Source organism: Streptomyces sp. NRRL F-5755, assembly GCF_001279365.1.
GTDB lineage: Bacteria > Actinomycetota > Actinomycetes > Streptomycetales > Streptomycetaceae > Streptomyces > Streptomyces rimosus.
The window spans coordinates 1-21,909 of record NZ_LGCW01000293.1; the positions used below are offsets into that span (position 1 = coordinate 1).

The 21,909-nt window shown below is 73.3% G+C and carries 20 protein-coding genes and 1 riboswitch; of the genes, 5 read left to right on the top strand and 15 right to left on the bottom strand.

Annotation, left to right across the window (positions count from 1 at the left end; genetic code table 11):
* The 5 genes from ADK86_RS31020 to ADK86_RS31040 all read right to left on the bottom strand — a co-directional run.
* A partial coding sequence (locus tag ADK86_RS31020) for a choice-of-anchor A family protein (RefSeq protein WP_107088608.1) occupies positions 1 to 1,551 on the bottom strand: 1,551 nt, incomplete at its 3' end.
* 118 nt (positions 1,552 to 1,669) lie between these two features.
* A complete protein-coding gene (locus tag ADK86_RS31025; RefSeq protein ID WP_053699589.1) occupies positions 1,670 to 2,527 on the bottom strand; it encodes a fumarylacetoacetate hydrolase family protein in 858 nt (285 codons plus the stop codon).
* 137 nt (positions 2,528 to 2,664) lie between these two features.
* Entirely contained in the window at positions 2,665 to 3,432 is a 768-nt protein-coding gene (locus ADK86_RS31030; RefSeq protein ID WP_053699590.1) for a YidC/Oxa1 family membrane protein insertase, read from the bottom strand.
* Between the two features lie 96 nt (positions 3,433 to 3,528).
* Positions 3,529 to 3,834, bottom strand: coding sequence for a DUF6412 domain-containing protein (locus ADK86_RS31035; RefSeq protein WP_030185513.1), 306 nt, complete (start codon positions 3,832 to 3,834; stop codon positions 3,529 to 3,531).
* Positions 3,835 to 3,963: 129 nt separating this feature from the next.
* A complete protein-coding gene (locus ADK86_RS31040) occupies positions 3,964 to 5,019 on the bottom strand; it encodes a PucR family transcriptional regulator (RefSeq protein WP_053699591.1) in 1,056 nt (351 codons plus the stop codon).
* Between the two features lie 368 nt (positions 5,020 to 5,387).
* On the opposite strand from ADK86_RS31040, the gene ADK86_RS31045 reads away from it, so the two are divergent.
* From ADK86_RS31045 to ADK86_RS31055, 3 genes are all read left to right on the top strand, one after another.
* Positions 5,388 to 6,029, top strand: coding sequence for a hypothetical protein (locus tag ADK86_RS31045; RefSeq protein WP_053699592.1), 642 nt, complete (start codon positions 5,388 to 5,390; stop codon positions 6,027 to 6,029).
* Positions 6,030 to 6,138: 109 nt separating this feature from the next.
* Positions 6,139 to 7,725, top strand: coding sequence for an NADH-quinone oxidoreductase subunit NuoF family protein (locus ADK86_RS31050; RefSeq protein ID WP_053699593.1), 1,587 nt, complete (start codon positions 6,139 to 6,141; stop codon positions 7,723 to 7,725).
* A gap of 146 nt (positions 7,726 to 7,871) precedes the next feature.
* A complete protein-coding gene (locus tag ADK86_RS31055; protein WP_078952373.1) occupies positions 7,872 to 8,933 on the top strand; it encodes an SCO0930 family lipoprotein in 1,062 nt (353 codons plus the stop codon).
* On the opposite strand, the gene ADK86_RS31060 is transcribed toward ADK86_RS31055, so the two are convergent.
* From ADK86_RS31060 to ADK86_RS31075, 4 genes are all read right to left on the bottom strand, one after another.
* Positions 8,911 to 10,449, bottom strand: coding sequence for a sodium:solute symporter family protein (locus tag ADK86_RS31060; RefSeq protein ID WP_053699594.1), 1,539 nt, complete (start codon positions 10,447 to 10,449; stop codon positions 8,911 to 8,913). The two genes, ADK86_RS31055 and ADK86_RS31060, sit on opposite strands and share 23 nt — an antisense overlap.
* Entirely contained in the window at positions 10,446 to 10,682 is a 237-nt protein-coding gene (locus ADK86_RS31065; RefSeq protein WP_030376415.1) for a DUF3311 domain-containing protein, read from the bottom strand. The genes ADK86_RS31060 and ADK86_RS31065 overlap by 4 nt, the downstream gene beginning before the upstream one ends.
* Positions 10,683 to 10,693: 11 nt before the next feature.
* Entirely contained in the window at positions 10,694 to 11,485 is a 792-nt protein-coding gene (locus ADK86_RS31070; RefSeq protein WP_234346107.1) for a class E sortase, read from the bottom strand.
* Between the two features lie 83 nt (positions 11,486 to 11,568).
* A complete protein-coding gene (locus ADK86_RS31075; RefSeq protein ID WP_053699595.1) occupies positions 11,569 to 12,960 on the bottom strand; it encodes a DUF445 domain-containing protein in 1,392 nt (463 codons plus the stop codon).
* 246 nt (positions 12,961 to 13,206) lie between these two features.
* Here ADK86_RS31075 and ADK86_RS31080 point away from each other — a divergent pair, with 246 nt between their 5' ends.
* On the top strand, positions 13,207 to 14,535 hold the full coding sequence (locus ADK86_RS31080; RefSeq protein ID WP_053699596.1) for an SGNH/GDSL hydrolase family protein: 1,329 nt from the start codon (positions 13,207 to 13,209) through the stop codon (positions 14,533 to 14,535).
* A gap of 159 nt (positions 14,536 to 14,694) precedes the next feature.
* Here ADK86_RS31080 and ADK86_RS31085 read toward each other — a convergent pair whose 3' ends face one another.
* From ADK86_RS31085 to ADK86_RS31100, 4 genes are all read right to left on the bottom strand, one after another.
* A complete protein-coding gene (locus tag ADK86_RS31085) occupies positions 14,695 to 15,408 on the bottom strand; it encodes a DUF1707 domain-containing protein (protein WP_053699597.1) in 714 nt (237 codons plus the stop codon).
* Between the two features lie 17 nt (positions 15,409 to 15,425).
* A complete protein-coding gene (locus ADK86_RS31090; protein WP_078952374.1) occupies positions 15,426 to 16,466 on the bottom strand; it encodes an ABC transporter ATP-binding protein in 1,041 nt (346 codons plus the stop codon).
* 8 nt (positions 16,467 to 16,474) lie between these two features.
* Complete coding sequence (locus ADK86_RS31095; protein WP_234346109.1) at positions 16,475 to 17,239, bottom strand: ABC transporter permease; 765 nt, start codon at positions 17,237 to 17,239, stop codon at positions 16,475 to 16,477.
* 94 nt (positions 17,240 to 17,333) lie between these two features.
* Positions 17,334 to 18,131 carry an ABC transporter permease gene (locus ADK86_RS31100; RefSeq protein ID WP_053699598.1) on the bottom strand — a complete coding sequence of 266 codons (798 nt, stop codon included), beginning with the start codon at positions 18,129 to 18,131 and terminating at the stop codon, positions 17,334 to 17,336.
* A gap of 294 nt (positions 18,132 to 18,425) precedes the next feature.
* Here ADK86_RS31100 and ADK86_RS31105 point away from each other — a divergent pair, with 294 nt between their 5' ends.
* Positions 18,426 to 20,879 (top strand): transglycosylase domain-containing protein, encoded by a 2,454-nt coding sequence (locus ADK86_RS31105; RefSeq protein ID WP_053699599.1) that lies wholly within the window; start codon positions 18,426 to 18,428, stop codon positions 20,877 to 20,879.
* A gap of 31 nt (positions 20,880 to 20,910) precedes the next feature.
* On the opposite strand, the gene ADK86_RS31110 is transcribed toward ADK86_RS31105, so the two are convergent.
* Complete coding sequence (locus tag ADK86_RS31110; protein WP_003984882.1) at positions 20,911 to 21,231, bottom strand: DMT family transporter; 321 nt, start codon at positions 21,229 to 21,231, stop codon at positions 20,911 to 20,913.
* A gap of 34 nt (positions 21,232 to 21,265) precedes the next feature.
* Positions 21,266 to 21,338, bottom strand: a riboswitch (guanidine-III (ykkC-III) riboswitch).
* A gap of 54 nt (positions 21,339 to 21,392) precedes the next feature.
* The gene (locus ADK86_RS31115) at positions 21,393 to 21,695 is read right to left on the bottom strand and encodes a GroES family chaperonin (protein WP_176564603.1); all 303 of its coding nucleotides are present in this window, start codon (positions 21,693 to 21,695) and stop codon (positions 21,393 to 21,395) included.
* Between the last annotated feature and the right edge of the window lie 214 nt (positions 21,696 to 21,909).

The following is a 21,909-nucleotide window of genomic DNA, read 5'->3' on the forward strand; positions in this document are numbered from 1 at the left end:
CTCGGTCGGGCTCGGGGTCGGCTCCGTCGGACTCGGGGTCGGCTCCGTGGGGGACGGGGTCGGTTCCGTGGGCGACGGGGTGGGCTCGGTCGGACCCGGAGTGGGCTCGGTCGGGCCGGGGGTGGGCTCCGTCGGGCCCGGCGTCGGCTCGGTGGGAGTCGGGATCGGCTCGGTCGGAGAGGGGGTGGGTTCCGTCGGAGACGGGGTCGGCTCGGTCGGGCTCGGGGTCGGCTCCGTCGGACTCGGGGTCGGCTCCGTGGGGGACGGGGTCGGTTCCGTGGGCGACGGGCTGGGCTCGGTCGGCGACGGCGACGGCTCCGTGGGCGACGGACTCGGCTCCGTCGGGCTCGGCGACGGCTCCGTAGGCGACGGTGACGGCTCGGTCGGCGACGGACTCGGCTCCGTCGGGCTCGGCGACGGCTCCGTCGGAGACGGACTCGGCTCCGTGGGCGAAGGCGACGGCTCCGTAGGGCTCGGTGTCGGGCTGGGTGTCGGCCTCTGGTCACGGCAGTCCGGCAGGTCGCCGTTGAACGGGTAGTTGTGCATCTCGGCGCCGGACGTCGAGGTGTGCACCAGCGAACCGACCGTGAAGAACCGGCCGTTCATGCCCGGCACCGACACCGTCGTCGTGCTGCCCTGCTTGCCGACCAGCACGCTCCCCTGGAACTGCGCGCCGCCCTTGAACTCCACCGTGTTCGCGTCCGGGAAGTTCCACAGCAGCCGCTGGCGGATGCCGGGCGGCTGGAGGTCGTGGCCGATGTACGTGTTGATCGTGCGCGCGTCGCCGACCATGTTGACCAGGACGGTCGCGCCCTCCGGAATCCCGGTGAAGGTGATGCCCTGGGCGCCGCCGTTGCGCCCCACCAGGTCGAAGTCGACGTTGAAGACCTGCAGGGCGGACCTGCCGTCACCGGTGAAGACCGTCGAGTAGCCCTGGTTGACGGCGGTGCCGGTCGCGGGCCGCGGCCCGTCCCCGGTCCGCGCGTAGCACCGACTGCTCGCCGTGAGGTCGGGCACCAGCCTGCGGTACGGGTCGGCGACGCCGGGCCGCTGGTCCGCCTGGGGAATCACGGTGCCGCTGAGCCTGCCCTCGTAGGCGACGACTCCGTGGGTGCTGCCCTCCTCGGCGAGCAGCCGCTGCCCGGGGGCGATGGTGACGTCGCCGCCCACGGTCAGGAAGTCGGAGCCGTTGGGCGGCGGCACCCGGGAGCCGACGCCGACGACGCCCACGTTGTAGACGCTGGACCCGCCGGTCTTGTTCATCTCGAAGGAACCGAGGGTGACGATCTTCCCTTCGGCCTCCGCGGCCGAGCCGCCGACGCGGAAGTCCCCGCCGACGAAGATGTTGAGGTTCTCGTCCCGGCCGGGCACCGGTCCGTTGTTCGGATCGTCGTACGAGGACGGGCAGCCGCTCCCCAGGCACGGGCCGAGCCCGTCGGGCAGCGGGGCCGCGAAGCCGAATGCCGCGAACAGGCCGAGGAGCACCGCGGCGACGGCTCCCAGTGCGGCGGCACCCACCACATGGGACCGTTTTGTCTTTTTTGCAGGCATATGGGAACTATGTACGCCTACGGGGTGGGCAGCCGGACAGCCCGCGCACCCGTACGGCGAGTCCCCCTGTCCAGCCGACAGCCGGCCGCCCCACCCGCGGCCCCCGCCTGATGCCCCGTCAGGCCGCCTTCAGCTCCTGCCGCTGCCGCCCCAGGCCGTCGATCTCCAGCTCCACCACGTCACCGGCGCGCAGATACGGCTTCGGCTCCGGGCAGCCCATCGCCACGCCCGCCGGGGTTCCGGTGTTGATGACGTCGCCCGGGTACAGGGTCATGAACCGGCTGAGGTAGCGGACCACTTCGGCCACCGGGAAGATCTGCTCGGCGGTCGTGCCGTCCTGCCGCAGCGTGCCGTTGACCCACAGCCGTACGCCCAGCGCCTGCGGGTCGGGCACCTCGTCGGCCGTCACCAGCCACGGGCCCAGCGGGTTGAACGTCTCGCAGTTCTTGCCCTTGTCCCACTGGCCGCCGCGCTCGATCTGGAACTCGCGTTCGGAGACGTCGTGCGCGATCGTGTAGCCGGCGACGGCGGCGCGGGCCTCGTCGTCGGTCTCCAGATAGCGCGCGGTCCGGCCGATGACGACGGCCAGTTCGGCTTCCCAGTCGGTCTTCTCGCTGCCGCGCGGCACCAGCACCGGGTCGTCGGGCCCCACGACCGTGTCGGGCGCCTTCAGGAAGACGATCGGTTCGGCCGGGACGGCGGCGCCGGTCTCGCGGGCGTGGTCGTGGTAGTTCAGCCCGATGCACACGATCTTGCCGATCCGGGCGACGGGCGGTCCGGTGCGCAGCCCGGCCGGGTCCAGGCGCGGCAGCTCACCGGCGGCGGCCGCCGCCCGTATCCGCTCCAGGGCCGGGGCGTCCGCCAGCAGGGCGCCGTCGATGTCCGTGACCAGCGACGACAGGTCGCGCAGGGCGCCCTGCTCGTCGAGCAGCGCCGGGCGTTCCGTCCCCACCCAACCGACACGCAGCAGCTTCATCGGTACAACTCCCGTGGTCGAAGGGTCGGTCCGGGAGGGCTCTCCCGGACCGGCCGATGGGGACGGCCATCGAGCGATTCGGACGATCGTCCAAGAACGGCGTCCGCTCCGCAAGACCCGGTTCACGTACTGGACCGTTACCCGGCGGTACGTGCCCGGGCCGCGGCCTCCTTCTCCGGCATACGGTCCGCACCCCCGCCCCGGTGCAGCAGCGCCCGCTCGCACGCCGTCCACGCCGTGGTCGTCACCAGGTAGAGCGCCGCCGCCAGCGGCAGCACCGCGACGCTGATCAGCGTCCCGAAGGACAGCAGCGGCATGACCTTCAGCATCCCGCCGAGTCCGGGCACCGCGCCGTCGACGGCCGTTCCCCCCTCGGCGCTCCGCGCCATCGCCGTACGCGCCCGCCGGTAGTTCCAGAAGGCGACCGCCGCGGCCAGGGCGAACAGCGCGAGGTAGACCAGCCCGTGCGGCCCGAACGGCCCGCCGTCGGCGAGGGCCTGCGACCAGTGGCCGCCGAGCGGCGCGCCCAGCAGGGTGTGTCCGAGCAGGCCGCTGCCGTCGTCGGTGAACAGGTGGTACATGAGGAAGAAGACGGGCAGTTGCAGGAGCGCCGGCAGGCAGCCGGCCAGCGGCGAGGAGCCGGTCTCGGCGTAGAGCGCGGCCGTCGCCTCCCGCAGCCGTTCCGGGTCCTTCGCGTACTTCCGCCGCAGCTCGGCCAGGCGCGGGGCGTGTGCGGCGCGGGTCTTCTCGCCGCGGGCGGCGGCGCGGGCGAGCGGGTGCAGGGCGGCCCGTACGCCCAGGGTGAAGAGGATGATCGCGGCGGCCGTCGCGGAGGCGCCGAAGAGCGGTTCGATGAGGTCGGCAGCCTGGGACAGCGCGCCGCCCAGGGTGGAGAAAACGGACATGGGTGAGCCCTCCACGGGTCTCGTCGTGCCGGGGAAGAGGTCGGCGTGACGAGCCGCGCGGGGCCGGAGCCCCCGCACAGTGCGAGGTGAAGGCGCCTACGCGGCCGTCGGGAGGGGACGGCCGGGTGCCCTGGGCCGCGGACGGCCGGCGGCGTCGGGATCGCGCTGCGGCAGGAAGGCCGTACGGCGTTCCCGGTCGCGCAGGGCGGTGCGGACGCGGCCCGGCGGTTCGGGCCGGGCGAGCGCGGCGGCCAGGAAGGCGCGGCACAGCAGCAGCACGGCGGCGGTGGTCGCGGCGGCGGCGAACGCGGGCGCCAGTCCGCTCTGGGCGAGCAGGAACCCGGAGAGCAGGAAGAAGAGCGCGCCCACGTACAGCCGCCAGGCGTCGGCAAAGCGCTGCAACGTGTTCACTCCCTTCCGTACTCGTACCGGCTGTTCCGCCGGTGTCCGCCCCAGCGTAACCGCAGCGGCGGCGGGCGGGGCGGCGGCCCCGGAGGGGAGCCCGGGGCCGCCGCGGTCGGGGTGCGCCCGTCACAGCCCGTTGACCCGGGCCTCCCGGGCCATGCCCAGCGGGCGGATGGTGGAGGCGACGGCCCGCGCCCGGCGCCCGGCCCGTGAGCGGTAGCGCCGTACGTGGGCCATCAGGCGACGGCTGCGCAGCGCCATCTCCAGCTCGAAGCGGGTACGCGGATCGCGCAGCGCGGGACCGAAGAGCTTCTCGATCTGCCGCAGGCGGTAGCGCACCGTCTGCGGGTGCACCTGGAGCACCTTCGCCGCCTCCGGCGCGCCGCCGCCCTCCAGCCAGGCCAGCAAGGTGACCTCCAGCCGTTCGCTCTGCCGTGGCGTCAGGTCCTCCAAAGGGCTCAGCCAGCGCGAGGAGAGCGCCCGCGCCAGCGATTCGTCCTGGAGGAGGAGCAGCGCCGAGAGGTGGTCGTCGACGAAGGCCGGGCGCGTGTCGGGGCCGCCGCGGCCGGGCGAGAGGGCCAGCAGGGTGCGCGCCCAGCGCAGCGAAGAGGCGGTGTCACCGGCCGGTACGGCGTGCCCGACCGCCGCCGCCCGCCCCTTGAGCGCGGCCTCCAGCCGGGCGCGGGTCTGCGTACCGGGATCGGGCACGAGCAGGCAGGTGTCGCCGTCCACCGTGCCGATCAGGGCGTCCCCGAGGGCGGCGGCCAGCTGGGGTGCTTCGGCGGGCGAGGTGAGGGCGATGGCCTGGACGAAGCCCGGTACGGGCCAGCCGGCGCAGCGGGCCACCTCGCAGAGGGCGACCTCGGAGACGTCCTTGGTCCCGGAGAGGGCGGCGAACAGTTCCCGGCGGGCGGGCGCGACCGGCAGCGGGGTGACGACGAGATCCTTGGGGCGCCGGGCGCGTTCCGCGGTGTCCTGGTAGCCGAGCGCCACCAGCATGGCCTGTTCCACGGCCCAGCGGGCCTCTTCGGCGCCCATTTCCGCGAGAAGTGCGGAAAAGGCGGGAAATCCGCTCCGCAGCTCCTCGGTCACCTTACCGGCGAGCGCCGGGAGTTCCTTCTTCAGAACGCGGGTCCATTCACCGCGGGGGCGTGACCAGATGCGGGTCAGGAGATCACACATCGCTACCTCGTTCCTGGCGTGATGCGGAGGGGGGGTTGCGGCCCTGCTGCCCGGCGGCATGGTGCGGACGCGCTCCGGGCGGTGGTCCTGCTTGGAGGGGCACCATCCGGAGTTACCCGCCGTAACTTCGATGCCGGTGCAGGAATTTGTCACAGCGCGATAAACCGCAGGACGCTCCGGCGGCCTTCCGTGATGCTGCTGCACATCCCGATCACTACCGCCCGGTACCTGCCTTTGCGCGGCCCGGCGGGACACGGCCACGGATAACCGTGGCGAATTTCGGTGAATTGCGCACCACGCGAACCGGTTACGGCCGGGCCGTCGCCCGCTCGTACTCCGTACTCGACTCCCCTCCTCAAGGAGGCCCGATGCCCGCATCCCGTCTGCGGACCGTCCTGCGCCCGGCCCTGCCGGCCGTCGTGCTCCTCTTCCTGGCCGTGGCCACCCATGCCGGCGCGCCCCGGCGCATCCTGGACTTCCTGGACTTCGGTGCCGGTGTGCTCGCACTGGTCTCGCTCACCGGCACCGTGCTGTGGGGCCTGGCCGCCACCGACCGGATGCTGCTGCACTCCGGCCACCGGCTGGTCGCCCAGGCCGTGCACCGCGGCACCGGCGTCGCCGGGCTCGGCTTCCTCGCCCTGCACATCGGGGTGAAAGTCGCCCGCGGCCGGACCGGCGGCACGGCTGCCGCGGTGCCGTTCGCCGACGGCGGCCGCCCGCTGCTCATCGGCCTCGGCACGCTGGCCGGTTACCTGTTCCTCGCGGCGGCGGTGACGGGCGCGGTGCGCGGCGCGTTCACCTCGCGGCGCGGGTCGCGGTGGTGGCGGCTGCTGCACATGGGCGCGTACGCGGCGTGGTGCGCGGCGCTGGTGCACGGCCTGAAGTCGGGCCGTCCGGCGGCTGGTTGGGCGACGGCGGCGTATCTGCTCTGCGTGGCGGGCGTCGCGGTGGTGCTCGTGCTGCGGGTGCGGGGGCCGCGGCAGGCCCAGGCGCCGGGCGGCCGGCCATGACGTACCGCTGACACCCACGACGTACCGCTACGCGCGAAGACTCCGCCGGTACGCCCGCGGAGCCCACCCCCGTACGCCCCAGCAACCCACCCCACACCCGGAGTTCCCCATGACACTCCTCGCGCCTGCCACCACGATCCCCCTGCCCGCCGTCGGGCGCGCGCCCGTCGTACCGGCGCTCGCCGCGCTCGGGCCGCCCCGGCTGCTGGCCGGGCTGGACGGGGCGGAGCGGCTGGACCGGGTCGCGCACCTCACCCGGCACGGCAGCCCGCCGGATCTGTCCGCGAGCGAGCTGGTGGCGCTGGCCGAGGACACCGGTCTGCGCGGCCGCGGCGGCGCGGGCTTCCCCTTCGCGCGCAAGCTGAGCGCCGTCCTGGAGGGGCGGCGGCGCACGGACGGGCGCGCCGCCGTGGTCGTCAACGGCAGTGAGGGCGAGCCCAGTTGCCTCAAGGACGCGGCGCTGCTGCTGTACGCGCCGCACCTGGTGCTGGACGGCGCGCTGCTGGCCGCGCGGGCGCTCGGCGCCGAGGAGGTCGCGATCGGGGTGACGCGCGCCGACGTGGCCCGCTCGGTGCGCCGGGCGATCGCCGAGCGCGGCCCGCTGTCCACGCCGGTACGGGCACAGCTGCTGACGGAACGCTTCGTCACCGGCGAGGGCACCGCGCTCACCGACGGCCTCAACCGGGGCCCCGGCCTGCCCTCGGGCCGCAAGGTCCGCTCCAGCGAACGCGGCCTGAACGGCCTGCCCACCCTGCTGTCCAACACCGAGACGTACGCCCAGCTCGCCGTCGCCGCCCGGCTCGGCGCCCTCGGCTTCCGCACCACCGGCGACCCCGCCGAGCCCGGCACCGTCCTGCTGACCGTGGCCGGCGAGCGGGTCGTGGAAGCGCCGACCGGGGTGCCGCTCGCCCGCGTATTGGCCCTGTGCGGACTCGGCCCTGGCCAGGGCGTGCTCGTCGGCGGCTACCACGGCACCTGGCTGTCGCCGTCCGCCGCCGCCACGGCCGTCCTCACCCGCGAGGCCCTGGCCACACATGGCGCGGTGCTCGGGGCGGGCGCGGTGCTGCCACTGCCGGAGGGCACCTGCCCGGCGGGCGAAACCGTACGGGTCGCGCGCTGGCTGGCAGCCGAATCCGCCGGGCAGTGCGGGCCTTGCGTGCTGGGCCTGCCTGCCCTTGCCGATGCCCTTGGCCAGGCGGTGGGCGGTGGCGGTCAGCGCGCGCTGGACGCCGTACGGGCACGGATGCGGGCCGTGGAACGGCGCGGTGCGTGCAGCCACCCCGACGGCACCGCCCGCTTCGTCGCCTCGGCACTGGCCGCCTTCCCCGAGGAGTTCGCCGGGCACGCACACGGTGCCGGGTGCGGCCGTCCGGTGCTCGGCGTACTGCCGGTGACGGGCGAGGAGGCGTACGGGTCCGCCAGCGCGCCCGGAACCGGCGGCGGGCGGCACGCCGGTGGCCACACGTCCACGCGCGCGTCCCGGCCCCCCGCCCCCGGCCAACGGCTGCTCGTGGACTGGACGCTGTGCCAGGGCCACGGCCTGTGCGCCGACCTCGTACCCGGCATGGTCCGGCTCGGCGCCGACGGCTACCCGGAGCGCGCCACCATGCCGCTGCCCGCCCGGATGCGCCGCCGCGCACAGCTCGCCGTACGCCGCTGCCCGGCGCTGGCGCTGCGCATCCAAGACGCCACCTGACCCGAAGAGGTCCTCAGCGGAGCCCACTTGGGCGCGGTTTTTGTCCCCCGATGACAACTTCCGCCCCACCTGAACACCGGCCCCCCACCCCTCGTACCCCGCAGACAGCACACCCCGTACCTCGGAGAACCCCGAAGGAGACCCCCGTGAACCAGCACACGCCCACCGGCACGGCCACCGCCCGCACCGCCCGGACGCCGCGCCCCGCCCGCTGTTCCGACGCCCAGCGGCGGCACGCCGCGCTGGCCGTGACGGCCGCCGCCGTCATGGCGCTCACCACCGCCTGCGGCTCCGGCGGCAGCACCAACGCCGCGCCGGTGGCCAACGGCAAGACCCAGTCGGCCAGCGGCGGTTCCACCGGATACGGCTCCGGCTATGGTTCCGGCGACAGCGGCTACGGCGCGGACAAGGGCCAGGCCGGCGGTGACGGCTACGGCTCGTCCGGCGACAGCACCCGGCCCGCCGCGCAGGGCGCCCCCGCCGGGACGCTCGCCCTGCGCCAGTCCCCCGAGCTGGGCCCGGTCGTCACCGACAGCAAGGGCATGACCCTCTACCGCTTCGACAAGGACACCGCCGAGCCGCCCAACTCCGCCTGCTCCGGCGCCTGCGCGACCACCTGGCCGCCGGTGCCCGCCGACGACACCGCCGCCGCCTCCGGCATGGCCGCGAGCGCCCTCGGCTCGGTCACTCGCGCCGACGGCAGCAAGCAGCTGACCATCAACGGCTGGCCCGCGTACCGCTACGCCAAGGACACCGCCCCGGGCGACACCAAGGGCCACGGCGTCGGCGGCACCTGGAACGCGTTCGCACCCGATGGCAAGAAGGCCACCGCCGGGCCCGCCGCCGACGTCTCCGTCTTCGACCAGCCCAAGCTGGGAAAGCTGCTCGTCGACAAGGAGGGCCGGACGGTCTACCGCTTCAACAAGGACAGCGCCTGGCCGATGAGGTTCGGGTGCAACGGCGCCTGCCTGGACACCTGGAAACCCGTCGCGCCCGCCGACAAGAGCAAACTGGAGGGCGTCCCCGAGAAGCTGATCAGCACCGTCACCCGCCCCGACGGCACCAAGCAGCTGGCCGTCGACTGCTGGCCGGTCTACACCTTCAGCGGCGACCGGCAGCCGGGGGACGTCAAGGGGCAGGGGAAGATGGGCACGTGGTTCGCCGTCTCCCCGGAGGGCAAGAAGATCACTTCGCCGGCGACGGGCTGACCTCCGGCGCGCCGCCCGCGCCCGGCCCGTCCTCTTCCGTGTCCAGGTCCGACGCCAGCACTTCGGAGTCCGGCCGGTCGTCCACGGGCCGCGGTCCCAGCCAGGTCACCGCGAGCGCCACCACCAGGTTCACCGCGAGCGCCACGATCCCCGCGTTCATGCCGCCCACCGGGTCGTGCTCGGTGAAGACCAGCCCGCAGACCACCACGAGGCCCACGGCCAGTCCGGCGACCGCCCCGTACAGCGTCAGCCGCCGCCATACCAGCCCCAGCAGAATCATCGGGACCAGCTGCGCCATCCCTTCGTACGAGATGAGCGAGAGCCGCACCAGGGTGTTCGGCGCGGTGTACGTCAGCAGCAGCGCCAGCGCGCCCGCCACCACGACGACCACCTGCGACCACAGCTTCTGGCGGTTCGCCAGCCGGGGCACCGCGCCCAGCACGCTCCTCCCCCACATCGCGCCGATGACCAGCATGAACACGGCCATCGGCACGATGGAGGAGAGCGCCGCCGCGACACCGGTCACGCCCACCAGCCAGGCCGGCAGCGAGTCCACCACCAGCTTGAACAGCGCCAGGTTGGAGTCCGCGCCGGTCAGTCCCGGCACCACGAACAGGGCCGCCATGCCCAGCAGCATCGGCACGAACAGCAGCACGTTGTAGAACGGCAGCAGCACCGCGTTGCGCCGCAGGGCGTCGGCGCTGCGCGCGCCCAGATAGCCCGCGACGGTGGTCGGGAAGATGACGACGGTCAGCGAGTTCAGGAGGGAGGTGGTGATGAACCAGCCCTGGTCCAGGCCGCCCGAGTGGTGTCCTGGGAAGGTCAGCCACTGCGGCTTCTCGGCGACGATCCGGTCCAGGAACGGCCCGTACCCGCCGAAGTAGTGCTGCGGTACGTAGACGGCCAGGAACGCCAGCGTCGCGATCACCAGCACGTCCTTGAGCACCGACACCCACGCGCTGCCGCGCAGGCCGCTGACCACGACGAAGAGCGTGGTCACCGCGAAGCCGATGAAGTACGCCCAGTTCAGGCTGATCGCACCGTAGGAGATGGTCGTCACGACCACGCCCATGCCGGTGATCTGGAGCTGGATGTACGGCAGCAGGCAGACCGTGGCGAGGATCGCCACCGCCGTGCCCAGCCAGCGCCGCCCGTAGCGGTGCGCCACCAGGTCGGTGATGCCGACCAGGCCGTGCCGGCGCGCGTACGACCAGAGCATCGGGCCGACCACGAAGCCGATCGCGTAGCCGCAGGACATGTACGCGAGGACGTAGAGGACCGGGGCGCCGAAGTTGTAGCCCCAGCCGGCCGCGCCCAGGTAGCTGAAGCTGGTGTAGCTCTCGCCCGCCATCAGCACCCAGATGAAGACCGTGCCGAGGCTCCGGCCGCCCACCGACCACTCGGCGAGCCCGCCCTTGCCCTTGCCGCGCCCGCCGCCGCGGACCGCCAGCAGGCCCAGGGCCAGCGTCAGCACCATGAACGCGGCGAAGATGGAGGTCGCGATGGTCGCGTTCACGCCGCGCCCCGCTCTCCGGCCGGGGCACCGGCCGCCCGCCGCGCGGCCCGCTTCCGGTCGCCGCGCCAGGCCAGCCACACCGCGGCGGGCGTCAGCAGGGTCGCGAGCAGCATCCAGAAGACGAGGAAGGGCAGCCCGAGCACGGTCGGCGTCACGCGGTTCACCAGCGGCAGCGCGCCGAGGTAGAGCACGTGGGGGACCAGGAGCCACAGCAGCGTGGGACGTTTCAGCACAGCGCGAGAGCCTATCGGGGCAGCGCGCCCGTCAGACGGCCCCACACCACCAGCCGGTACGCCGAGGAGTACTCCGGCGTACACGTCGTCAGCGTCAGATAGGCGCGCGGCTCGGTGTAGCGGTAGGCCGGACGGGCGCTGCTGTACGGGACGGGGGCGATGACCGTGCCGTCGGAGGGCGCGGTGCGCGGCAGGGTCCGGTCGACCGTGTACGTGTAGCGGACGGCCGCGGTGAGTACCTCGACCGTGTCGCCGGGCCGCAGCCGGTCGAGGCGGCGGAACGGCTCGCCGTGCGTGTTGCGGTGCCCGGCCAGCGCGAAGTTCCCCTGCTCACCGGGCTGCGCGGTGTGCGCGTAGTGGCCCGCGTAGCCCTTGTTCAGGACGGCGGTCCTGCTGGTGCCCTCGGCGACGGGGACGGTCAGGCCGAGGCGCGGGATGCGCAGGACCGCGTATGCGTCGTCCTTGCGCGGGCGCGGCGGGGTCTGTTCCAGGGTGCTGCGGAACTCCTGGCGCATGCGGGTGTGCTGCCGCTCTGGTTCCGGCTGCGGTTTCGCATGCGGTTCGGTTCCGGGCGATGCTCCGGCGGGCGGCGCGCGCCGGGCGTCCCACTGCCGCTCCAGCCGGGTGACCTGGTCGTGGGCGCCCGCCTGTGCCTGCCGGTTGGTCCAGTACAGCTGGTGTACGACCAGCAGCAGCACGAGCACGCCGAACGTCACCGCCAGCTCCGCGCCCGCCCACAGCACCCGTACGGCGGGCGGCCGTCGCCGCTGCCCCTGCACCACCACCGGTATCCGCTCGCGCACGCGGGCACGGTAGGGCCTGCGACGGAAGACATCCAGAGGCGGCGCCCCGCGCCCTGACCGATGCCCCGCGCCGGCGCCCCGCGCTATCCGCCCAGCAGCCGCGACACCGTGTAGATGCACAGCCCGGCGAGCGCGCCCACGACCGTGCCGTTGATCCGGATGAACTGGAGGTCGCGCCCGATGTGCGCCTCGATCTTCTTCGAGGTGTGCTCGGCGTCCCAGCTCGCCACGGTATCGGTGATCAGGGAGGTGATCTCGTCGCGGTACGTCGTCACCACGTAGACCGCGGCGCCCTCCAGCCAGCCGTCCACCTTGCCCTGGAGCCGCCCGTCCCCGGCCATCCGCTTCCCCAGCGACAGCAGCGCCGCCCGGGTGCGCAGCCGCAGCTCGCTGTTCTCGTCCTCCGCCGCCGCCACGATCATGGTGCGCACCGAGCTCCACGCCGAGGCGATCAGGTCCTGCACCTCGCCGCGCCCCAGCACCTCCGACTTCAGGCGCTCGACCCGCTCGCGGGTGTCGGTGTCGGACTGGAGGTCGCTCGCGAAATCCCGCAGGAAACGGTCCACCGCACCGCGCGCCGGGTGCTCGGGCATGTCCCGCATCTCGGTGACGAACCGCATCAGCTCCTTGTAGACCCGCTCGCCGACCTTGCGGTCCACGAAGCGCGGCGTCCAGCCGGGCGCGCCGCCGGAGACCGCCGTCATCACCGAGTCGCTGTGCTCGGCCAGCCAGTCGTGGGCCCGTACGCAGACCAGGTCCACCACCCGTCGGTGGCCGCCGTCCGCGACGATCTTCTCCAGCATCTTGCCGAGGCCCGGCGCCACCTCCTGCGCGTCGGCGCGCCGGGTGATCGCCTCGCCGACCACGGCCTGCACGTCGGAGTCGCGCAGCACGGTCAGCGCGCCGCGCAGCGCGGTGGACAGCTCCGCCGTCACCCGGTCGGCGTTCTTCGGCTCGGCGAGCCAGGCGCCCAGCCGGCGGCCGATGCCGACCTTGCGCAGGCGCTGCCGCACCACCTCGCCGGACAGGAAGTTCTCGCCGACGAAGTCGCCGAGGCTCACGCCCAGCTGGTCCTTCTTCGTCGGGATGATCGCGGTGTGCGGGATGGGCAGCCCCAGCGGGCGCTTGAACAGGGCGGTCACCGCGAACCAGTCGGCCAGCGCGCCGACCATGCCGGCCTCGGCCGCCGCCGCCACATAGCCCGCCCAGCCGCCCGCTCCGGCGGCCTTCGCCCAGGTGGCGAGGGCGTAGACCAGGGCGACGCCGAGCAGCAGACAGGTCGCCAGGGTCTTCATGCGCCGTACGCCGCGCCGCTTCGCCTCGTCGGCGGGGCTGTACGGGAAGCCGCCGGGCGGTACCGGGCCGCGGACCCGGCCGCCGCCCGCGTGCGCGCCGCCGGACGGCGTCCCGCCCGCTCCCGCGGCCGTATCGCCGCCGGGGATCACGTCCGTCTTCATCCGTTCCATCCGTTCCATCCGCTCGCACCCGATCGGACCGTACGTATCGGCGGGTGCCCCGCTCCGTGCCGGTACGTGCGTTCAACTGTGTCCTACTCCGGCGGTGAACCACGAGTTCCCGCGTCCGGTCCGCGGGGCCGGGCCGCCGGGCGGAGCGGCGGGCCCGCGTGGCAGCATGAGGACGGTCGGACCACGCCGCTGATACACGCTGCCCTGTGCCCGCCCGGAGCATCCCGTTCCGCGTCCCCCAGGAGACCGTGCCGCATGTCCACCAGAGGGGGCCTGTCCGTCGGCGGGCGCCTGTCCGCCAGAGGTGTCCGGGCCCTGATCTCCGGACTGGTGGCGCTGGCCGCGCTGATCGCCGCCGTGGTCCTGCTCGTCCCGGGCGGCAACGGCGAGGGGGCTTCCGAGGACGGCAGGCCGGGGCCCGCCGCCGACCGGTGGGCCGGTACGTGGTCGGCCGCCGCGGCGGCCGTCGAGCCCGGCAACCTCGACGGCTACGCGGGTACGTCCATCCGCAACGTGGTGCACACCAGCATCGGCGGCACCAGCGCCCGTATCCAGCTCTCCAACCTCCTCGGCACCCGCCCGCTGGCCATCGGCCACGCCTCCCTCGCCCGCGCCGCGGCGCCCGGCACCCCGGCCGCCGCGCCCGGCAGCATGCGCCGGCTGACCTTCTCGGGGCGGCCCGGCGTGACCGTCCCGGCGGGCGGCGAGGTCACCAGCGACCCGGTCCGGCTGACCGTGCCGGCCGCCGCCGACCTGCTGGTCACCACCTACTCCCCCGCCCCCTCCGGACCCGTCACCTTCCACCCGCACGCCCGCCAGACGTCGTACCTGGCGCGCGGCGACCGGGCTGCGGACACCACCGGCGCCGCCTACACCAAGAAGGTCACCTCCTGGCGCTATCTGACCGGCGTGGACGTGCGCGGCCCGCACACCGGCGGCACCGTCGTCGCCATCGGCGACTCGATCACCGACGGCAACACCTCCACCCCGGACGCCAACCACCGCTGGCCGGACTTCCTCGCCGCCCGGCTGCGCACCGAGCCGGGCGCGCCCCGTTACGGCGTCCTCAACCAGGGCATCAGCGGCAACCGCCTGCTGACCGACGGCAGCCGCTGGGCGGTCAGCAGCGGGCCGAGCGTGCTGTCGCGGCTGGAGCGCGATGTGCTCTCCCGCGCCGGCGTGCGGGCGGTGATCGTGGAGATCGGCCTCAACGACCTGTTCAAGTCACCGCGCCAGCTCGACCCGGGAAAGCTGGCGGACGGCATGCGGGAGATCGAGCGCCGTGCGCGGGCGCGCGGCATCCAGGTCATCGGCAGCACGCTCACCCCGTTCGGCGGGCACCGCGGCTATCGGGCGGAGCTCGACTCCGTACGGCAGGCGCTCAACGCGAAGATCCGGGCCGGGGAGGTCTACGAGCGGTACGTGGACTTCGACGAGGCGCTGCGCGACCCGGGCAACCCGCTGCGGCTGCGGCCCGCCTACGACTCGGGCGACCATCTGCACCCGAGCGACGCGGGGTACCGGGCGATGGCCGAAGCGGTGGATTTGCGGCAGCTCAAGGGGACGGTGCGGGCGACGCCGTAAGCCATCCGACGGCACGCGCAGCCCGCCTGAGCCGCCCGACGGCACGCGCAGCCCGCCTCAGCCGTCCGCCGGCACCCGCAGCCCGCCTAAGGCCATCCGACAGCACCCGCAGCGCCGTGAGCCGTCCGACGGAACCGGCGGTGCCTGACCCGCCCGCCCTCAGTCCAGTTCCTTGCGCAGCCGGTCCGGCACCTCGCGCCGGCCCGACTCCCGCGGAAGCGCCGATTCCGCCCGGCGCTCGCGCTCCAGCTTCAGCCGTTCCTTCTCCCTCTTGGACATCTTGCGCCGGACCCCGACGCCGGCCATCATCGCGAACCCGGTGATCTTCACCCGGGGCGCGCCCGGGTCCCCCGGCTCGCCGTCGCCGTTGTCGAAGCCGCCCATGAAGCCCCAGCCGGTCACCTGCACCTCGACGCCCGGCGGCACCACGACATCGATGCCGCCCATCAGCGCGAAGCAGCGCACCGTGACCTCACCGGCCTCGAAGCAGGCGTCCCGCAGGTCGATCTCGCCGCCCCCCTGGAACACCCCGGCGGTGAAGACCCGGGGCACCGTCCAGCGCCCCTTGCGCGAGAAGCCGCTCCAGAAGGCGAAGGCACCGCGGGAGCTCGGCTCGCCGCCGATCCGCTCACGCCAGGACAGCGCCCCCGAGGTGGCGGCGCGGGTGGCCGCCATCCGGTCGTCGTGCGGCTGCGGCAGGTCCGCTACCAGCGGCTTCAGCGCGCCGACCGTACGCGCCCGGTACGCCGCGGTCAGCCGCTCGTCGAACTCCGCCATCTCCAGCCGTCCTTCGGCGAGGGCCTCGCGCAGGATCTCGGCGACCCGCTCACGGTCGGCGTCCGATGCGCGCAGATCGGGGAGTTCGTCAGTCATACGTTCAGATTAATGCCTTACGGCGCTGTACTGTCCGCGTACATCCGGGAGATGACATCCTCGATGTCCGGCTCCCGCACCGACAGATCCACCAGCGGATAGCGCTCCGCCACCGCCGAGACGACCGGCGCCGCGCTCTGCGCCGCGGGGAACGCCAGCCACTGCCGCGGACCCTCCACCTTGACCGTACGGGCACCGGGCACCCCCTCGATCGGCGGAAGCTCCCGTTCCAGATCCACCACCAGGGTCCGTTCGCTGCGCCCCACGGCATGCAGCCCGTCCAGATCGCCGTCGTACACCAGCCGCCCGTGGTCGATCACCATCACCCGGCGGCACAGCTGCTCGATGTCGGTCAGGTCGTGGGTGGTCAGCAGGACGGTCGTGCCGCGCTCCGCGTTCACCTCGCGCAGGAAGCCGCGGACCTTCGCCTTGCTGATGACGTCCAGGCCGATGGTCGGCTCGTCGAGGTAGAGCACCTCCGGATCGTGCAGCAGGGCCGCCGCGATGTCGCCGCGCATCCTTTGGCCGAGCGAGAGCTGACGTACCGGCACCGGCAACAGCGGTCCGAGGTCGAGCAGTTCGACGCAGCGCTCCAGGTTGCGGCGGTAGGCCGCCTCCGGCACCCGGTACATCCGCCGCACCAGCTCGTAGGAGTCCTTCAGCGGCAGGTCCCACCACAGCGTCGTCCGCTGCCCGAACACCACCCCGACGCGGCGCGCGAGCCGGGTGCGCTCGCGCGCGGGGTCGATGCCTGCCACCCGCAGCCGTCCGCCGCTGGGCACCAGGATGCCGGTCAGCATCTTGACGGTGGTGGACTTGCCCGCGCCGTTCGGGCCGATGTAGCCGACCATCGCGCCGCGCGGCACGCTGAAGCTGATGCCGTCGACGGCCCGCACCTCTTCCCGCACCCGCCGCAGCCGCCCCGCTCTGCGCCGTACATGGAAGACCTTCTCGACGCCGTCCAGTTCGATGAAGCCCGGCTCCGCACGGCGGTCCGCCGCGTCCCGCTCCTCATCGCGCCCTGCGCCCGGCGCCGTGTCCCGCGTCCCGACTCCCATGCCGCCCCTCAGCTCCCTGTGCTCCGATAGTTGCGCAGGCCCGTCCGCCAGGCCAGCCACGCCAGTACGCACATCAGCGCCGCCACCGCGGGCCCGCAGAAGTCCACCCAGCCCGGCAGCCCGAGCGGGTCGTCGCGGCCCAGCAGGCGCAGCGCGGGCAGCCAGTTGACGAACGCGAGCGGTACGACGAAGGTGACGCCGCGCACCAGGTCCTTGGCGAAGACGGCGGGCGGGTACTGAAGCATCGTCGATCCGCCGTACGTGAAAGAGTTCTGCACCTCCGCCGCGTCCTGGGTGACGAACTGGAAAGCGGCGCCGAGCGTGAAGACCGCCCCGAAGATCACCGTGCCGCTCAGCAGCATGACCGGCACCAGCAGCACCTTGCCCGGCGTCCAGTCCACCTCCACCTGGGTCAGCGACCAGCCCAGCACCAGCGCCGCCTGGGTGATCCGGCCGAGCCGGCGCAGCGCGAAACGGTCCGCCGCGACCTGCGCGAAGACCGGTACGGGGCGCACGAGCAGCACGTCCATCGTGCCGTCGCGGACCCGGGAGCCGAGCCGGTCCATGCTGCCCAGGGCCAGGTCCGCCAGGCCGAGCGCGGCGTTGGACGTGCCGTACAGGAACGCCACCTCGGGCAGCGTGAAGCCGCCGAGGACGGTGATGTGCGAGAACATCAGGAGGATGGCCAGGAAGTCCAGGCCGGTGGCGGCGAAGTGGCCGAGCGCGGTCAGCAGGAAGGACGTCCGGTAGGCGAGCGTGGAACGTACCCACATCGCCACGATCAGCCCGTACGCCCGCAGCCCTTCCCCGATCCGTACGGCCGCCCCGGCGTGTTCCCGTACGGCCGCCCCGGCGCGCACCCGCTCCTCAGCCACCCTGCACCACGACCTTCCGCGTCGCCACGGACTGCAGCAGCCGCCCGGCCGCGAGCAGCACCGCCGCCCACCCCGCCTGGAAGGCCAGCGCCCCCGCGACGCCCGCGCCGTCGTGCACGCCGAGCAGCACGTCGGCGGGCACCTGGAGCATCGAGGACCAGGGCAGCAGCCGGACCACCTCGCCGAAGGCGCCGGGGAAGACGTTCAGCGGCAGCACCATCCCCGAACAGAACATGCACAGCAGCCCGGCGACCATCGCCACGCCCGCGCCGTCCAGCAGCCAGAAGGACGTCAGCGCCACGAGGTAGCGCAGCGCGAAGCCGACGACCACGCCGAGCGCCACCGACACCAGGAACAGCAGCCAGGTCACCGCGGAGGCGGGCAGCGCCGAAGGGAAGACGAGCGTGCCCACCGCCATCGGCAGCAGGCCCCGGCCGATCAGCTGGAACGCGGCCCGCCCGAGGTCGGCGGCCAGCCACCACAGCTGGAGGTCGGCGGGCCGGTGCAGGTCGACGGCGATGTCCCCGCTGCGGATGCGCTCCTGGAGGTCGTCCATGCCGCCGCCGATCAGCAGCCCGGTGGCGGCCAGCAGCGCCTGGCCGGTCCAGGCGTAGGTCAGGGCCTGCGGCAGGTCGTAGCCGCCCAGGTGGGGGCGTTCGGCCCACAGAGCGATGTAGGTGTAGGCGATGATGAAGCCGAAGACGGTGTTGGTGAAGACACCGGAGGCGGTGGCGATACGGTAGGTGGCGTAGCGCCGGAAGCTCCGGGCCGCGACGGCGGCGTACAACACGTCCCGTGCCTCCCGTACCTGACCGCGCGCCGGTCCGGCGCGGGCACCGGAGCCTAGTGCGGCGGCGCGGACCCGGCCACGCATTTATTCACCCGTTCCGGTGAGCCGAGCGCCCCATTCGGCCGGTCACGGAGCGGTCACAGGTGCGCGCCGCCCCTCGTGACCGAAGGGCATGATGCGAGAGTTTCGTATCGGGCGACAGTTCCTTTTCCGGCTATGGGCGCGATTCGCCCGACACGTCACCGATCCGCCCGCGGCACAACCGTCGGCGGCGGCCGAGGAGTCCTTACAGACATGAGCGACGATCCGCAGCAGGACGGCAAGGCCGGTCCCCGCGTTCCGAGGTGGGCCGCGCGCTCCAAGTTGCCCTCTACCGGCGGCGACGCGCCGGATGAGGCCGGGCCCGGCCCTGGTTCCGGTTCCGGCGCTGACGGGAAGGGCGGCAAGTCCCGCCCCAGGCGCACCGGCTGGCGGCGCGTCATCCCCACCTGGCGGATGGTGCTGGGCGGCGTCCTGCTCATCCTGCTGCTGATCGCGGGCGGCCTGGTCGCCGGGTACGTCCTGGTCCCCATCCCCGCCGCCAACCAGGCCGCGCAGGCGCAGAGCAACGTCTACCTGTACGCGGACGGCAGCCAGATCGCCCGCGACGGCAAGGTCAACCGCGAGAACGTACCGCTCAGCCAGGTGCCCAAGACCACCCAGGAAGCCGTACTGGCCGCCGAGGACCGCGACTTCTACTCGGAGTCCGCCGTCGACCCCGTCGCCATGCTGCGCGCCGCCTGGAACACCGTCACCGGCAAGGGCAAGCAGTCCGGTTCGACCATCACCCAGCAGTACGTGAAGAACTACTACCTCGGGCAGGAGCAGACCCTCACCCGCAAGGCCAAGGAGTTCTTCATCGCCATCAAGCTGGACCGTGAGCGCAGCAAGTCCGAGATCCTGGAGGGCTACCTCAACACCAGCTACTACGGCCGCAACGCCTACGGCATCCAGGCCGCGGCGCAGGCGTACTACAGCAAGAACTCCGACCAGCTCACCACCGCCGAGGGCGCCTACCTCGCCACCCTGCTCAACGCGCCCAGCGCCTACGACATCGCCGCCCACCCGGAGAACCGGCAGCGCGCCCTGGACCGCTGGAACTACGTCCTGGACGGCATGGTCAAGAAGAAGTGGATCAGCGAGTCCGAACGGGCGGCGCTGAAGTTCCCCACGCCCGGCAAGGCCAAGCCGCCGACCGGCCTGTCCGGGCAGCGCGGCTACCTCGTCGAGGCGGTCCGCGACTATCTGACCAAGAACGACATCATCGACGACCGGACACTGGCCGCCGGCGGCTACCGCATCACCACCACCCTCGACAGGAAGCGGCAGGACGCGCTGGTCAAGGCGGTGGACGAGCGGCTGATGGACGAACTGGGCAGCTCGAAGGCGGACCGGTACGTACGCGCCGGCGGCACCTCCATCGACCCCGCCACCGGCAACGTCGTGGCCATGTACGGCGGCATCGACTACGCCAAGCAGTACGTCAACAGCGCCACCCGCCGCGACTACCAGGTCGGCTCCATCTTCAAGCCGATCGTCTTCGCCTCCGCGGTCGCCAACAACTCGGTCACCCAGGACGGCCGCAAGATCACCCCGAACACGGTCTACGACGGCACCAACAAGCGCGAGGCGGTCAGCAACGGCCGGGGCACCGGCTTCTCGCCCGAGAACGAGGACGGCCGCTCGTACGGCCCGATCACCGTCACCACCGCCACCGACAAGTCCGTCAACGCCGTCTACGCGCAGATGGGCGTGGACGTGGGGCCGCGGAAGGTCAAGGAGACCGCCATCGACCTCGGCGTCCCCAAGGACACGCCGAGCCTCGGCTCCTCCGAGGGCGCCATCTCGCTCGGCACCGCCACGCCCAGCGTGCTGGACATGACGCAGGTGTACGCGACGCTCGCCAACCACGGCAAGCAGCGCGCGTACAGCCTCGTCGCCAAGGCCACCAAGGGCGGCGAAACCGTCGAGCTGCCGGACCGCGGCGAGAAGACGGCCGTGCCGCGCAACGCCGCGGACACCACCACCTCCATCCTGCGCAGCGTCATCGAGAGCCCCGGCGGCACCGGCGCCGAGGCCCGCGCCGCCGGGCGGCCCGCGGCCGGCAAGACCGGCACCGCCGAGGAGGACCGGGCCGCCTGGTTCGCCGGCTACACGCCCGAACTGGCCACCGTCGTCGCCGTCCTGGGCCAGGACCCGGACTCCGGCGCGCAGAAGCCGCTGTACGGCGCGGCGGGCCTGCCCCGCATCAACGGCGGCGGCTTCCCCGCCCGGATCTGGGCGCAGTACACGGCCGACGCCCTGGAAGGGAAGCCGGTCAAGGACTTCGACCTGGACCTGGAGGAGGGCGCGAACCAGCCACCCTCCCAGGAGCCGAGCACGCCCGGCGAGTCGTCGAGCAGCAGCTCCGCGTCCCCGACCGACAGCGCCCCGCCCACCGGCCCCACCGGCCAACCGCCGACCAGCGGCCCCACCACGGCCCCCGGCCCCAGCTTCCCGACGTACCCGACCCACGAACCGACGGCCGGCCCCACCGACGACTGGCCCACCGTGGAACCGCCCACCGGAGGCATCGACGGCGGGACGGGCGGCGGAATGGGCGGCGTCGGCGGAGGCCGGGGCGGGATCGGCGGCGGGGTCGGCGGGGACGGCGGGATGAACGGGTACGCCGGGGCCTATGGGGGGTGGGAGAACTTTCCGGGGGTGTGATGCGGGGCGTGTACGCGCCCCTCGGCCGGCCTCAGTGGCCAGATGTCGCCTTGAGTCCCACCACCGCCACCAGCAGCAAGCAGATGAAGAAGATCCGCGCGGCGGTGGCGGGCTCGCCGAGCACCAGCATGCCCACGATCGCGGCGCCCGCCGCGCCGATGCCGACCCATACGCCGTACGCGGTACCGATCGGCAGCGTCCGGGCGGCGTACGAGAGCAGCAGCATGCTGGCGACGATGCCGGCGCCCGTGAAGACGCTGGGCCACAGCCGGGTGAACCCCTCGGTGAACTTCATACCGATCGACCAGCCGACCTCCAGCAGGCCGGCGACGACGAGCAGGATCCATGCCATGACGGCACCTCCGTGGAAAACGAGCTTCTACAGGGGTGCGTCGTCTTGTCGTGACCCGGTACGGCGCGTCTCGTCGGGATGCCTCCGACCCTAGCAAAAGGCGAATAAAACGGGCGGTGACCCTGGTCACCGCCCGCCGTCCGCCCACTGCGGCCGCAGCGCTACAGGTACAGCCCCGTCGCGTCCTCGGCGCCCTCCAGGCGCTCCGCCGCCACCGCGTGCAGATCGCGCTCGCGCATCAGGACGTACGCGACGCCGCGCACCTCGACCTCGGCCCGGTCCTCCGGGTCGTACAGCACCCGGTCACCGGGCTCCACGGTCCGTACGTTCTGACCCACCGCGACCACCTCGGCCCAGGCCAGGCGGCGGCCGACGGCCGCGGTCGCCGGAATGACGATGCCGCCGCTGGAGCGGCGCTCGCCCTCGGCGATGTCGGTACGGACCAGCACCCGGTCGTGCAGCATCCGGATGGGCAGCTTGTCGTGGGTGTCCTTGGCGTTATTCGGGCTCACGGCAAGACGGTACCTGGCCGCGGGACCGGACAGCGCACGCGCCGGGGACCGGCCGCGGGAACGGCCGCGTACGTAGCCTAGAAACGGCGGCGTACGGGGCCCTAGGAACGGCGAGGTCCGGGGCCCTAGGAACGGCGAGGTCCGGTCCCCTCAGGAGCGGCGAGGC